The following is a 14,674-nucleotide window of genomic DNA, read 5'->3' as shown; positions in this document are numbered from 1 at the left end:
AGCAAACGTCAAATTCATTTCAGCTAGGCACGATGATTTCTACGCTGTGCCCTGTTGTACCATCGTTTCGCTATGAACTTAGAGTTTAACTACTAAAAATAATTGGGAGACGGTATGGTGTGGAGTCAGGTGTATGACCCTTTGGGGAATATTTGGTTGTCGGCCTTGATGGCGGCAATCCCGGTGGTGGTGATGCTGGGATGTATCGCGTTTGCGCATATGAAGGCGCATTACGCGGCCGGCTTGGGTTTGATCAGTGCCCTGCTGGTGGCGATATTTGGTTTTGGTATGCCTGCCGGTCTGGCATGGAATGCGGCGGGTTACGGCGCCGCTTTTGGGCTTCTGCCTATAGGCTGGATCGTCCTTAATATTATTTTCTTACATCAGCTGACCATAGAAAACGGCTCGTTTAAAGTCTTGCAGGATAGCCTGACCGGTATCACTGATGACAGACGCATACAGCTATTGCTGATTGCATTTTGCTTCGGCGCTTTCTTTGAAGGCGCAGCCGGTTTTGGCACACCGGTCGCAGTTACTGCGGCCATTATGATAGGTCTGGGCTTCTCACCGTTGGCCGCTTCTGGCCTATGCCTGATCGCCAATACCGCGCCGGTCGCGTATGGCGCATTGGGCACGCCGGTGATCGCATTGGCGGCCGTGACCGGCATCGACTTGATGCAATTGTCCGGCATGATAGGGCGACAATTGCCCTTGTTTTCTTTGCTGGTACCTTTCTGGTTGATCTGGGCTTTTGCTGGTTTTAGGGGCATGCTGCAAATTTGGCCAGCGATCCTGGTGGCGGGTTTAAGCTTCGCAATTCCGCAATATCTGGTCTCGAATTTTCACGGTCCCTGGTTGGTCGATGTGGTGGCCGCGATTGTCTCTATGGTCAGCCTGATTTTGTTTCTCAAAGTGTGGCAGCCGAAAAAAATCTGGACTTCTACTTCGCTGAAAGGACGTGAGGCAGAGTCTGGTAGCGCTGATTTGAGCGGCGCCCAGTCGCATCAGTCAGATGCTGGCGCTGCTATGTTTCAGAAACATGATAGACGTGCTTTGGTCATGGCGTGGATGCCTTGGGTCATCCTTACCGCGCTGGTCTTTATCTGGGGCGTGCCAGAATTTAAAAAATGGGTAGATGGAATTTCTGTGTTCAAGATCCCTTTTACTGGCTTACATAATCTGGTCGAAAAAGTGGCACCAGTGGTCGCTAAGCCGCATAAAGAAGCGGCGATTTATACCCTGAACTGGTTGTCGGCCACCGGTACCGGTATCTTTATTGCGTCTATCTTGGCAGGCTTGATGATGAAATATCGCTTGCTTGATTTGTTCCGTATTTATTTCCGCACCATCTGGCTGGTACGTTACTCTTTATTGACGATAGTCTTGATGCTGGCGCTGGGCTATCTGACCCGCTTTTCTGGTACCGATGCCAGTCTGGGCTTGGTGTTTGCGCATACCGGCATGATGTATCCTATTTTCGGTACTTTGCTCGGTTGGTTGGGAGTGGCGTTGACCGGTTCTGATACTGCCGCCAATGTCTTGTTTGGCGGCTTGCAGAAAACCACCGCCGAGCAACTTGGTCTGAGCCCAGTCTTGATGGCGGCGGCAAATAGTTCGGGTGGTGTGATGGGTAAAATGATCGATGCCCAGAGCATCGTGGTGGCCAGTACCGCCACCCGTTGGTATGGACATGAGAGTGAGATCTTGCGTTTTGTGTTCTTCCATAGCCTGGCGCTGGCGCTGTTAGTCGGTCTGTTCGTATTCTTGCAGGCCTACGTCTATCCATTTACTTTATTGGTGTATTGAGTTGCGAAACTAAGCAGCTAAGTTAATTGCTAATGTCAAAGGCGACCTGCGGGTCGCCTTTTTTGTTTTCATCTTGTGCTATGCCAGAATGCCCATACCAGCGTCAAATCGCGTTACACTTTCGCTTAAGTAGATTGCTAGCTGGCATGCTCAGTTAGCGGTAATTTCGATGTCCACCATAGACCATTCAGGAAATCTCAAGTACATGAATAAATTTTTAGACACGCAGCACTCAGACTTATGCGCGCGCGCAGCACGGGCCAGTTCAGGCGATCGCAGCGTCGCACAACTCTGTGCTGGCTTGCTGCTAGGACTCGCACTGTGTGGCTGCGCTACCGCGGACAATCCTGCCAGCACGCCTACTGGTACCAGTGCCAACACTAAGGATGCAGCCGTCAGCGAAAAATCTGCGCCAGCTAGCGGCAGCATGAGTAAGCCTGCCATGGATACCCAGGTCATCGGTGCTGTAACTTCTCCTTTGAGTGATTTTAATCTGATACGCACTGAGATTTCGCCTGAGTTAAATGCCGCTATGAAGGGGCCGTATATACTCCCATCGGATAAAAGCTGCGACGCTATCGGTGCCGAAATAACCGCCTTGGATCGCATCATAGGCCCGGATCTGGATGCGACTACCGGCAGTCAGGTGGCAAGCCTATTCGATCAGGGGCAGTCTGAATTAAGCAATGCGGCAGTCGGCGCCTTGCGTAGTACGGTCGAAGGCGTGATTCCCTTTCGTAGCTGGATACGACGTTTTTCTGGCGCCGATAAGCACTCTAAAGATGTCACTGCTGCGCTGGCGGCCGGCATCGTGCGTAGGGCATTTCTAAAAGGTTTGGGTCAAGCTAGCGGATGCCTGCCACCGGCTGCGCCCCTGCCTTTGGCAACGGCTCCCGCTACTGCGACAATTCCAGCCAAAAGCGGCACCGGCAACAATACTACTGCGCTGCCCGCCGAAACCATCAATCCACCCAGCGCGCCTGCCAAATAAGCGCTTGTTGCTTGCGCTAGACTATTTTTGATGCTAACCCAAGACGCATATTCCATGCGGCTTTCCAGCCATGCCGTGCTGCAGCCCGCATGGAATATGCGCAGTGGCGGCATGGCATCTTTATAATGGGCTGGCCTGCAATTTCCAAGATTGGTTTAATTCCCCCATGTTTAAGCTCAGTGCTTTGTTAAAATTTTTAGGTGTTAGCAGTAAGTTCATCGTGCTGCTGATGCTAGCCAGCTTGCTCAAAGAGCGTTACGACAGCATCAGTATGGTGATCCCAGCGTTACGTTGGGACACCGGGCTAGCTTTACTCTCCCTGGCTCTGCATCTGCCCTTGTTTTGGACCAGCATGATCGCGCCGCTGGCGCTTTTGATTGCTCTATCTATGGCCTCGGATGTCTTGCTAAACGCTGGTGAGCCAGCTGCTTTTGATCAGAGCATGCGCGCTCACATAGGCCGGATAGCGGGCCTGTTGATCTTCGCCGGATGTGCCTGGCTGGTGCTGGTGCCCAGCCTGGAATATTTTATTCTGAGCGGCAAGCTGAGCCTGGTGCTGCATTTTTCGCTCAATGATCTGGCGGTGCTGCTGACTGGCGTGCTTTGTCGGATGCTTCTGTTCTTTAAGTAAAAATCAGGCTGAACTTTTTCTAGGCGAAGCGATCCAAACGCCTAAATCCCCCCCCCAAAAAAAAGCAACTATAAAAATCGAGAGACCCTATGAAAAATGCTATCCGTTTTAAGTCCTCAGCCCAGCGTGGCGAGTTACCCGCTAGTTTGCGTAAGCTCAGTCTGGCTCTCATGCTGGCCTTGCCGGGCGTATTGCTGGCCGTACCAGCAAGCGCGCAACAGGGCGCCATCGTGCAAGCGCCAGCCGGTACTTCCACAATCAGTAATCCTACGGCCAGTCGCAGTGGCATGGATAGCCGTGTCGCTGCGGGCGATGATTTTAATCGCTACGCCAATGGCGGTTGGGAAGACGCCACGGAGATCCCGGCAGACAAAAGCAGTTGGGGCATATTTGGGCAGTTGAGTGAAGACACCGATAAAAAAGTTCTTAAGCTGATAGAGCAAGCCGCGCAAGCAGCGGCCGGCAGTGAGGCGCGCAAAGTCTCCGATTTTTATCAAGCCTATCTGGATATGGCGAGCATTCATCAATTGGGTCTGGCACCGTTGCAAGCGCAATTGCAGCGCATCGATGCACTGACGAATAAGTCGGCTTTATCCAGTTATCTGGGGCAGCAATTGCGCGCCGATGTCGATCCTATCAATGCCACCAATTTGTCTACCGAGAATCTGTTCGGCCTGTGGGTAGCCCAAGGTTTTCATGATCATAGTCGCTATACCGGCTATTTATTGCAAGGCGGCTTGGGCATGCCGGATCGCGAATATTATGTCTCGCGCAATCCAAAAATGGCGGCTTTGCGTCTCAAGTATCAGGCGCATATCGCCAGCATGCTAGGTCTGGCTGGGGTGGCAGATGCCGAGGCTGCGGCGGGTCGCGTGATGGCATTAGAGACGCAGATCGCGCGTAGTCATGTCAGCCGAGAAATCAGCTCGAATGTCTTGAAAGCCGATACTTCCTGGCGTAAATCGGATTTTGTGAAGCAAGCCCGCGGTCTGGATTGGGATGCGTATTTCGCCGCGGCCGGCCTTGCTGATCAAACTTCTTTTATGGTCTGGCACCCGACTGCTTTGAAGGGTGCTGCCAAACTGGTGGCGGCGATTTCTATCGATAGTTGGAAGGATTACTTACGTTTTCATGCCATCAATCAGCGCGCCTCGGTCTTGCCGCAAGCCTTTGTCGATCAAAAGTTTGCCTTTTATGGAGCCGCCTTAAACGGTACACCTGAGCCCGCGCCGCGCTGGAAAAATGCGGTGGCAGCCACCAATCATTCTTTGGGTGAAGTACTCGGTAAGCTGTATGCCGAGCAGCATTTTTCACCGCAAGCCAAGGCCAAAGTGCAGGGCATGGTGGTGAATATTCTGGCTGCGTTTAGCCAACGTATCAGCGCTCTCGATTGGATGGCAGCGAGCACCAAAGCCGAAGCGCAAGCCAAGCTCAAGGCCATGTATGTGGGGGTAGGCTACCCGGATAAATGGCGTGATTATTCGGGCTTGCAAGTGAGTGCCACTGACGCCTATGGTAATCAGGAACGTGCCGAGATTTTTGCTTACCAGCAGGCCAAAGCCAAACTAGGTAAAGCGGTGGATGCCACCGAATGGTGCATGAACCCGCAAGAGGTCAATGCCGTCAACATGCCTATGCAAAACGCCTTAAACTTCCCCGCTGCGATTTTACAGGCGCCGTTTTTTGATCTGACTGCCAGCGATGCCGTGAATTACGGTGCCATCGGTGCCATCATAGGCCATGAGATCAGTCATAGTTTTGATGACTCAGGTGCGCAGTTCGATGCCAAAGGCGAGCTGAGAAACTGGTGGAGTAAAGCTGACCTGGCACATTTTCAAAAATCCTCCAAGGCGCTGGTGGCGCAATATTCGGCGTATAAACCATTTCCAGATCTGGCCATTAATGGGCAGCAAACTCTGGATGAAAATATTGCCGATTTGGCTGGCTTGCAAGTGGCATATAACGCTTATCGCAGCAGCGTGACAAACGCTAATGAAGCGAGCGATCATGAGTTTTTCCTGGCCTACGCCGAGAGTTGGCGGAATAAATTCAGAGAGCCAGCCCTGCGTAATCAGATCGCCACGAACGGGCATGCGCCGGCCGCCTACCGGGTGCTGACGGTACGCAATCTGGATGCCTGGTATCCGGCGTTTAATGTGCAAACCGGGCAGCGTCTGTATCTGGCCCCGAAGGCACGCGTGCGAGTCTGGTAGTGGGTTTTTAGAAGTTCCCACATGGCCAGAGGCGCATATCCCATGCGCCTTGCAGGCCATGCCAGGCTGCAGCCCGCATGGACTATGCGCGCTGGGCTAGCTGGTAAAAATTATTTGAATGACCGTGTGGGGAATCTAAGTCGGGCTCAGCTTCACTCCACATGCTCCACCAATAACTGCACCTTGGTGACGCCATTGTATTCATTCACATCAAGCCGGAATGCGACCTTGACCTTGTCGCCGAAACTGTCGGTGTGACCGAACCAGATCGCGTCATAACGCAGGCCGTTTTTTTCCAAGACCATTTTTAGATGGCGCTCTTTGAGTATGCGTTGTGAGATTAGTTTGAAGTCGTCGCAAAATACCGGCGCGGCAAAGCCCTGGCCCCATACTTGCGCTGCCAGCAGATCGATAAAGTCGGTGGTGAAGTAAGCGTCTTCCAGCGCGCCATCGGTTTCTATGATGCGCTCTAATTGCTCTTGCTTGAGCCAACTCTGGCCAACTGCTTCAAAGGCTTTTTGGAAAGCCGGAAAGTCCTCACTTCGTATCGTCAAGCCAGCCGCCATCGCGTGCCCACCAAATTTTTGGATCAGGGTAGGGGAGTGTTTGGAGACTAAATCGAGCGCATCGCGCAGATGAAATCCAGGTATAGAGCGGCCCGAACCCTTCATTAAGCCTGCATCGCCGGGCGCGAAAGTGATAGTAGGGCGGAAAAATTTATCTTTTAAACGCGAGGCAACGATGCCTATTACGCCTTGATGCCAGCTCTCATCAAAGACGCTAATGGTGTGGCTGGCTGCGGCTTGAAAATCATCCAGATGCAAGAGCGCCGCGTCTTGCATATCACGCTCTATGTCTTTACGGTCGGCGTTGATGCTATTGAGTTCTTGCGCAATTTGCCAGGCGCGGCCCTCGTCATCGGTGGTCAGACATTCTATGCCCAGCGCCATATCGGCCAGTCTACCGGCGGCATTGAGGCGCGGCCCGACTGCAAAGCCGAGATCAAACGGGCTGGCTTTATGGCTATCTCTACCTGCCACCCGAAACAGCGCGGCAACTCCGGCATGCATGCGACCGCTGCGCATGCGCTTGAGACCTTGTGCCACCAGTATGCGATTATTCGGATCGAGCTTAACCACGTCGGCCACAGTGCCCAGCGCCACCAGATCGAGTAAGACATCGAGCTTGGGCTGGCTTTGGCTATCGAATACGCCGCGCTTGCGTAGTTCGGCACGCAGGGCTAGCAAGACATAAAACATCACGCCGACACCGGCCAGATTTTTACTTGGGAAGCCGCAAGCTGGCTGATTCGGGTTAACGATGACAGCGGCGTCGGGCAGGCTGTCGGCCGGTAAATGGTGATCGGTAATCACCACCTGTATGCCCATCGCATTGGCCGCTGCCACACCATCGATGCTGGCGATGCCATTGTCGACCGTGACGATGATGTCGGGCGATTTTTCTCTGGCGGTCAATGCCACGATCTCTGGCGTTAGCCCGTAGCCGTATTCAAAACGGTTAGGCACAATGTAATCGACCAGCGCGCCTAGCATGCGCAAACCACGCAAGCCCACCGCGCAGGCCGTGGCACCGTCACAATCGTAATCAGCCACGATCACCATTTTTTTGTTGGCGGCGATGGCGTCGGCCAAAAACACGGCGGCTTTGTCTATGTGCAGCAAGGCGGTCGGTGCTATCAAGGCCGGTAGTTCAGTTGCCAGTTCGCTGCTGTCGGCGACCCCGCGCGCCGCGAACAGGCGCGCCAAGACTGGATGTAGGCCGCTTTGGCGCAGAGTCTCAGATTGTTTGAGTGAGTAGGGGCGTATGCTAAGGCGTGTCATGCGGACTCTTCTGAGTTATTTTGCGGCAGAGAAAATACCGGTGTCAGTGTGGGCTTGGCCCAGAATTTCCACAGATGGCGTGGCGTCAGGCTGAACGTGGTCAGGCTGCTGGCATCGCTAAACACCAAGTCCAAGCGCTGTATTTGCTTATCCTTGAGTGCTTGCAGTAGTGCCACGCACCACTGGTCTTCTAAGCTGTGCATGGCGTCTAACCAGTAAGACCAATCGCTGTTGAGGGCGGGCTCCAAAAAGCCATCGAGCACCAGGGTGGACGCTCCTTCGCGCTGGCTGGCAGCGAATACCTGCGCTAAGTCGGCATCTGACCGGAAATGCTTAGCCTGTAGCATCAGGGCAGCGCTGCCGCTATGCAGCCAGGCCGAATTGATGATGTTCTGCCCAAGTGTTTCGCGTTGCGCATTGATAGGGTGGATATGCCATAGCATCTGTATCTCGTTTTGCAGTTTGCGCCAGGCTCTTTCTTGCTCACCCTTAGGCATCCAGATGTCGATGTTGTGGCCACAAGCGGCATCCATGGTCGAGGTCTGCAAATGCTGCCAGTCATCGGCGCGCAAGAACCAGGTTTTGGCGTCACCGTACAGCAAAGTCTTGCCTAGTTCTGCGCACATGGCGGCCGCGGCCTGAAACAGCGTAAGCGCTTCTTGCTCTGCAATCGCGAGGCGACGTTGGTCGGTGAGCACCAGATGATCGCGCGCGATGTGGATGTGGACAGGACTAAAAGTGAACCAATAGCCTTCGTTCACGGTCAATCCCAGTTCTTGCATCTTGGCATGCGTGTTGGCCGGGCTACATAGACGCGGATTGGGCAAGCTAGAATTGGCATGCGCAGTATCCATGCGGGTTTCCGGCCTAAAATGGCCTGCGAGCCAGGCTTCATGCGGCAGTAGCCTTGCAAAATCCGCTGCTAACTCGGTTTTTCCTTGTGTGGCACAGGTCAGTAGTTTGGCCAGCGCTGGTGTGCGTAGGCTGGGGGCGAGTAGTGCGCGCTGCAGATCGGGTGCTAAGGCGGCCGGTGGAATACCGAAGGGAAGAATAATTTGTAAATGGCTCATAGCAGTATTGTAGGGCATAGTGTGGCAAACTAGCGGGTTGTTCCATGTGCAAGAACTTGTTCCACCTTAAAAAATAAAGACTTTTGTGAAAAATCTCCCTTTTGAATGGCTAGTCGGCTTGCGCTATACGCGCGCTGGCAGGCGTAGTAGCCGCAATAGCTTCATCTCTTTTATCTCGCTGATCTCTATGGCCGGTATCGCACTGGGCGTGGCGGCGCTGATCGTGGTGCTGTCGGTCATGAACGGTTTTCAGAAAGAAGTGCGCGACCGTATGCTCTCGGTATTGCCGCATATCGAGGTGCTTGATGCCAGCGGCGCCTTGGCCGACTGGAAAGCCACCGCGCTAGAAGTGGAAAAAAACAAAGCCGTATTAGGCACCGCACCGTATGTCGATGCGCAAGCCATGATCATTAACGATGGCGTGATGCGCGGCGTGATGTTGCGCGGCATCTTGCCGGAGCAAGAGCCTAAGGTCTCGGTGGTGGCGAGCAAGGTCAAGGCCGGTAAGCTCAGCGATTTACGTGAAGGTGAATTTAATATCATCCTCGGCATAGAGTTGGCGCGCGCCATGCACGTTAGTATCGGCGACAAGGTCACGCTAGCCGCACCCGAAAGTCAGTTGACCCCGGCGGGCATGGTGCCGCGTTTAAAAGGTTTTACCGTGGTGGCGGTGTTTGAGGCCGGGCATTATGAATTCGATTCAGGTATGGCGTTTATCCATATTGCTGATGCGCAGAGATTTTTCCGTCAGCCTGCACCTAGCGGCCTGCGTCTGCGCATACAAGACATGCTAAAAGCGCCGCAAGTGGCCTATGAATTGCGCAATAGCTTGCCAGAAAATTTGCTACCTCGCGACTGGTCGCAACAAAATTCGAATTATTTCGCTGCCGTTAAAACCGAAAAAACCATGATGTTTATCATCCTCACGCTGATCATCGCGGTCGCCGCCTTTAATCTGGTCTCGACCCTGGTGATGACAGTGACCGAGAAGCAGGCCGATATCGCGATCTTGCGTACCTTGGGTGCATCACCTTGGTCCATCATGAAAATTTTTATGATACAGGGTGCGCTAGTGGGCTTGCTCGGTACCGCGCTGGGGGTAGGTTCAGGCATCCTGATTGCCTTAAATATCGACGTCATCGTGCCTTTTATCGAGCGTATTTTGGGCATACAGTTTCTGGCCAAAGAAGTGTATGTGATCAGTTCGCTGCCTTCTGACCTGCATTGGTCCGATGTCTGGACTATTGGTGGCGTGGCCATCGTTCTGGCGTTTTTCGCCACCATTTATCCTAGCTGGCGTGCGGCCCGCGTAAAACCTGCGGAGGCACTGCGCTATGAGTAATCCTGATATCCAAAAAACCGTCCTATCTTGCACTAATCTGGGCAAGACTTTCACCCAGGGCGAGTATGCAGTCAAGGTCTTGAATAATATAGATTTGAACGTCAAAGCGGGTGAGCGGGTGGCGATCGTCGGTGCTTCTGGTTCCGGCAAATCGACCTTGCTGCATTTGCTCGGTGGACTAGATACGCCGACTAATGGCACGGTGGTGTTACAAGGCCAAAATTTTGCCAGTCTGGGCGAGACTGCGCGCGGCGAGCTGCGCAATACTTCGCTCGGTTTCGTGTATCAGTTCCATCATTTGCTGCCTGAGTTTTCGGCACTCGATAATGTCGCCATGCCCTTGCTGATACGCCGCGTAAAGCGGGTAGAAGCACAAGAAGCGGCACGCAAGATACTTGAGCGGGTAGGACTAGGACACCGCGTCTCGCATGTGCCAGGTGAATTGTCTGGCGGTGAGCGGCAACGCGTGGCGTTGGCGCGCGCGCTGGTGACGCAACCGGCTTGCGTCTTGGCCGATGAACCGACCGGCAATCTCGACCGCGGCATCGCCGATCAGATCTTTGCCTTGATGCTGGAGTTGTCGGCCACGCTGGGTACGGCCTTCGTCATCGTCACCCACGATGCCGAACTGGCGAAACGCTGCGACCGGATTTTACGGCTAGCCGATAATGGCTTAGTGGCGGTGTGAGCTTGATCCTAGCGTTGAGCTAAGGGTCAAGTTTATAGCGTTGTTGTAACTAGGCTGGTTTGTATCAATCAATCAATTAATCAATTAATCAAACCAGCCTGATAAAGCGAGACCGATAAAGCCAGGTGCCAATTAGCTCAATCAGCACCTGAGGTTTACATCAACGATGGTAAGTCCAGTCGCATTCAAAACTAGGGACGGCACCAGGAAGCTGAGTACACATCAGCATTTCACCATTTCTGATGGTAACGGCGATTTTTCTTTCTATGGAAGTTGGAACAATCGTCCGGGTAGATGAGCCATGACTTCTAGTAATAGTGACTTCTGTTTTGCCATCGACTAACTTAGTAGTTACCCCGCTACCTGTGTATTGGGGCGTGGCGTTAACAGTGGAAATAATATCAAAGTTACCTGTAAACGTAGCCTGTAACTTAAGGTTATCGGCGACGTTACGATCTATCAGGGTGGCACTGCGGTTGGTCTCAGTGGAAATATATTGTAATGGTTGTGGCGCAGCAGTCGTACTTGTTGCTATGACCGCTCCTGTGCATCCGATGTTATCGAAGTACTCTTCTTTATCATTACCACTTAAGGTGATGCCATTGTTGGTTGCAGTCAGCACCAATGTTTCGTTGGAGTCGTACTCACATTTATGTACCCAAGTACCCACATACTTTGATAATGGGCCTTCTGGTGTGCTTGGTGTGACTACCGGCACCACTGGTGTCGTTGCGGTCGCGTTACTGCCAGTCGCGGCAACTGCTGGTGCATCAGAACTGCCACCGCCACAGGCGGATAAAATGGCGAGTGCTAGGCTAGAAGCCAAAAGTTTAAGAGAATAATTTGTCATTACGAGTTCTTTTTAATGTATAAATAGCATGCTTAGGTATGCTAAATTTTTGATGCATTTGATATAATTAAACCAATGGCACGCATTGATTTTCTAAGTGCGGACAGGTGGGTCTCAGTTGAACACATAGTCTTTACTAGAAAGACTTGTGCTTTCGGTATTTATCTACCACCCTTGCACGACATGGAGGTTGTTTCCACTAAGCAAGTATAACATACTCAGTTTTTGCAATGAATTGCATGCATTTGATTAAGCTCAACGGCATCGGAATAAGCAGTAAATTATTTGCATCCACCGGTTTGCAGGTATTGTGAAAGTTAAATTATTGAGACTGCTATCGAAACGGCGTCCCTTTAATTATTAATGCCGTCATCGTGACCGCTAAACGGCCGGATCTTCGCGCGTTTACAAACCTAATCGTTTAAAGTCGCCGCTATGTATAGCATCGAGCACACGTCTGGTTTCGGCGTGTAGTCGCTCACGATCTGCTTGGTTTGGCAGTGCCTGCAAGTAGCGTTCGCCCACCGTGCCTGAACACTGGGCGATGCTGGTACATAGCTGTAACGCGCTGAGTGATCCTGGTCCACACTCCAAACCCAATTCACAGGCTGCCAATGAAAATGCCATTGCGCGTAAATCTGGCCGTTCGCTACTGGTGAGCATTTGTGCATCTACTTGCAATACCAGGTATTGCTGGACGAAGTCTTTTAGAGAGTTGATCGCAAAAGCATCCTTGGAGGCCAGAATGTTATACACAATTTTTAAGGCGGCTTCCTGATTGCCGTCGGTGAGTTGTTTTGCCGCGGTGTCCCCAGGGCTTAAAATGCGTCCACTATTTGCCGCTTCTTGCTGCTCCGCCGTGAGCCTAAGTGTCTCCTCTCTTGGCATATCTGAGTAGGCTTTACAGCGACCCTGTAAATTCCGGTAAGCCTCTATACGGGCAGCGCGATTTGGGCTATTGACTGGTAGGCTACTGGTGAGCTCCTCTACAGTGACACTTTGCCCTGCTGCTGCGATAAAGGTTGGGAAGCAAGCGGACCAGGCGCGATATGCCGTATGCCGTTCAATCGGGTCTTGGCTGTCTTTAAATTGATAGTAGATAGCACGTAAATTGCTACTGCGCTCTAAGGGATTACCCAATAACTTGGTCGCTGACTTGATCGCCTCTGAATGCTGAATATCGATAGTCGGTGATGCTAGCGTAGATACGGAAACAGACGCGGAAGCGGAAAGCCCCGTTGTTGCTTGCGATGAGGGGTTTTCTTTTAATGCCCCAGATGGGAAGAGCAAGTAAATGGCAGCAAGGCTGACAGCAAGGAGAGAAATCGCAAATGACGCTTTGATCGCATTCATAGTCGAAAATTTATGCTTGAAAATAAAATCCCCGGCACAGGCCGGGGATAGTAATTTTTATTATCGTCACGTGGCGCTATTATTGACAACCATTGATTTTGAAGGAAGTAACGCGGGTACTCCAATTGAAAGTTCCGTCAGCCTTCAGGTATTCTGATGTGTACCAAAAAGTGCAGTCATCGACAGGATCGACACTCATGTGGCTGTAATCACCCCAGCGACTCAAAGTCCCCGTTTGCGACCCCGTTCCTTGCATGATTAGGGTTTCGTTACTCAAGGTGTTGACCGGGTCAGCAGCTAAACGTGTGGCAAAGCGTAATGCCGGTTTAATCGCGCTGCTCGATGCACTATAGCCCAAGGCGATATTCCCCATTTTATCCATCGCGACACTTCCCATCCAGCGTGACGTATTGTCAGGTGCATAGGTCGATTGCTGATACACCATTGGTGTGCCGGATAGATTGCGAATTTCATACCAGCGGGTGGCGCTATACGAGGTTTTTCTATTGCTGCCTACTTTTACTGCGTGATTGACGACCAAAGCCTCATGACCATCGGCAAATTTGCGATACGCCAGTCTATACATGGCACGGTCTGCCAAAGAATCGAGGGTGCGACTGGTTCCAGCTTGAGGAATGCAAGTTCCACCAGCACAGGCAGCGTTGAATGCGGTGACGGGAATCGCACTAGGCCCAGTTAAGGTGGAATTGCCAGGACTTACCCAGTCGACGTGAAACTTCCACATATTCAGAGAATTGGTACCCAGATTAAGCATGTAATTGGGGCTGCCAGCGGCCGGTAAAATCGTGCCATCCAAATCGGCTGGTAACAGACCACCATAGCTAGTGCTTAACTGAAAGCACTGCTGTGTTGCGGTGGCTGCGCCCGCGACCATCGCGGCCCTATCCATGGCGCACACTTTGGCTCCGCCAAAGGTATTGGGCACGAACATATTGTAGGTGACGTAGTAGGCGTCTGGCCACACCCCTGCTTTGGGATAATCATTGAAGCCAGAATACTGAAAGGCGTAGCGATTGTAGCCACCTGTGGCGTCTGAGGTTTTGGATACGGCGATACATTGAAAGTAGGGGCCACCGCTAGGAACCGCAAATTGCATCAGCACCCAGCGATTCGCGATTTTGTCATACTGGACCACAGGGTCGCCATCGTTAGAGGTCTCGCAGGCGCCGCCAAAGCCGCTAAACAAGGTATTCCCTTTTACCGGCCCGTAGGTGGCAGCGCCTGTGGCTTTGTTGAAGACCGTCAATGAGGAATTGACCCATTGTACAAATTGACTGGCGCCTACCGCGCCAGTGGTATCCGGTGGCGCTGATTGCACTGCGAAGACACCAGATGGGCCGCTAAAACCTTGACCCATACCATCAAAACCCAGGCCTGCGCTAGTTGGCGCGGCTAAGTTCTTGCTGTTGGAGCTGACATGGCTTAATTGCGCTGCTGCATCTGTCTCGAAATTGGGAGAGTCGACATAAGGGACGCGGCGCTTTTCTTTGGCTTCCTTGCGGTAATGCGGATCGACTGCTTTGCCTACCGTATCGCGCAGTACGAAGGAATGGTCATGGTGGCTTGATTCTATGATTTCTACTTTGTGAGGGCTTGCTGCCATCTGAGCATTCTCCTGCGCCGCCGCCAAGGCTGGCAAGCCGGAAGCCAATACCACTGCAGACATCAAAAGTTGTACTTTTATTGCATTCATTGCAGACGCTCCTGTTGGTTTTATAGCTTGCGTCAATTGGATAAATTGCGCAGGGTTTTAGAACAGCACCAAATCATCAGTTCAAAGTAGATTTCGGGCTGATGAATTGAGTGTAGTACCGCAATTTTTCGCAAACAATACCAGACTGCTAATGAATGAATATATGCCGGTTTTG

The 14,674-nt window shown here is 52.2% G+C and carries 11 protein-coding genes; 6 read left to right on the top strand and 5 right to left on the bottom strand.

Going from position 1 to position 14,674, the window contains the following annotated elements:
* Nucleotides 1-114 precede the first annotated feature (114 nt).
* The 4 genes from EJN92_RS21290 to EJN92_RS21275 all read left to right on the top strand — a co-directional run bounded on the left by EJN92_RS21290 (nt 115) and on the right by EJN92_RS21275 (nt 5,641).
* A complete protein-coding gene (locus tag EJN92_RS21290; protein ID WP_126129671.1) occupies nt 115-1,806 on the top strand; it encodes an L-lactate permease in 1,692 nt (563 codons plus the stop codon).
* 205 nt (nt 1,807-2,011) lie between these two features.
* Nucleotides 2,012-2,797 carry a hypothetical protein gene (locus EJN92_RS21680; protein ID WP_194074952.1) on the top strand — a complete coding sequence of 262 codons (786 nt, stop codon included), beginning with the start codon at nt 2,012-2,014 and terminating at the stop codon, nt 2,795-2,797.
* A gap of 166 nt (nt 2,798-2,963) precedes the next feature.
* Nucleotides 2,964-3,428 (top strand): hypothetical protein, encoded by a 465-nt coding sequence (locus EJN92_RS21280; protein WP_126129670.1) that lies wholly within the window; start codon nt 2,964-2,966, stop codon nt 3,426-3,428.
* An 89-nt stretch (nt 3,429-3,517) separates the two neighbouring features.
* Complete coding sequence (locus EJN92_RS21275; RefSeq protein WP_126129669.1) at nt 3,518-5,641, top strand: M13 family metallopeptidase; 2,124 nt, start codon at nt 3,518-3,520, stop codon at nt 5,639-5,641.
* 152 nt (nt 5,642-5,793) lie between these two features.
* Here EJN92_RS21275 and recJ read toward each other — a convergent pair whose 3' ends face one another.
* Both recJ and EJN92_RS21265 read right to left on the bottom strand, forming a co-directional pair.
* Nucleotides 5,794-7,482: a single-stranded-DNA-specific exonuclease RecJ gene (gene recJ / locus EJN92_RS21270; RefSeq protein ID WP_126129668.1), complete on the bottom strand. Its 1,689-nt coding sequence runs from the start codon at nt 7,480-7,482 to the stop codon at nt 5,794-5,796.
* Nucleotides 7,479-8,552, bottom strand: coding sequence for a hypothetical protein (locus EJN92_RS21265; RefSeq protein WP_126129667.1), 1,074 nt, complete (start codon nt 8,550-8,552; stop codon nt 7,479-7,481). The genes recJ and EJN92_RS21265 overlap by 4 nt, the downstream gene beginning before the upstream one ends.
* Nucleotides 8,553-8,637: 85 nt before the next feature.
* On the opposite strand from EJN92_RS21265, the gene EJN92_RS21260 reads away from it, so the two are divergent.
* Nucleotides 8,638-9,894, top strand: a complete 1,257-nt coding sequence (locus EJN92_RS21260) for a lipoprotein-releasing ABC transporter permease subunit (RefSeq protein ID WP_126129666.1) — start codon at nt 8,638-8,640, stop codon at nt 9,892-9,894.
* Nucleotides 9,887-10,582 carry a lipoprotein-releasing ABC transporter ATP-binding protein LolD gene (gene lolD, locus EJN92_RS21255; protein WP_126129665.1) on the top strand — a complete coding sequence of 232 codons (696 nt, stop codon included), beginning with the start codon at nt 9,887-9,889 and terminating at the stop codon, nt 10,580-10,582. Before EJN92_RS21260 ends, lolD begins: the two co-directional genes overlap by 8 nt.
* A gap of 160 nt (nt 10,583-10,742) precedes the next feature.
* Here the strand turns inward: lolD and EJN92_RS21250 are convergent, their stop codons facing one another.
* The 3 genes from EJN92_RS21250 to EJN92_RS21240 all read right to left on the bottom strand — a co-directional run bounded on the left by EJN92_RS21250 (nt 10,743) and on the right by EJN92_RS21240 (nt 14,499).
* A complete protein-coding gene (locus tag EJN92_RS21250) occupies nt 10,743-11,432 on the bottom strand; it encodes a hypothetical protein (protein ID WP_126129664.1) in 690 nt (229 codons plus the stop codon).
* A 405-nt stretch (nt 11,433-11,837) separates the two neighbouring features.
* Complete coding sequence (locus EJN92_RS21245; RefSeq protein WP_126129663.1) at nt 11,838-12,785, bottom strand: hypothetical protein; 948 nt, start codon at nt 12,783-12,785, stop codon at nt 11,838-11,840.
* 79 nt (nt 12,786-12,864) lie between these two features.
* Nucleotides 12,865-14,499, bottom strand: a complete 1,635-nt coding sequence (locus EJN92_RS21240; RefSeq protein ID WP_227869626.1) for a hypothetical protein — start codon at nt 14,497-14,499, stop codon at nt 12,865-12,867.
* Nucleotides 14,500-14,674: the final 175 nt, after the last annotated feature.

Origin of the sequence: Undibacterium parvum (assembly GCF_003955735.1) — a bacterium.
In the GTDB taxonomy this organism is placed as follows: domain Bacteria; phylum Pseudomonadota; class Gammaproteobacteria; order Burkholderiales; family Burkholderiaceae_D; genus Undibacterium; species Undibacterium parvum.
The sequence above is the reverse complement of the archived record's forward strand: the minus strand, read 5'-3'. Positions and strand labels throughout refer to the sequence as shown.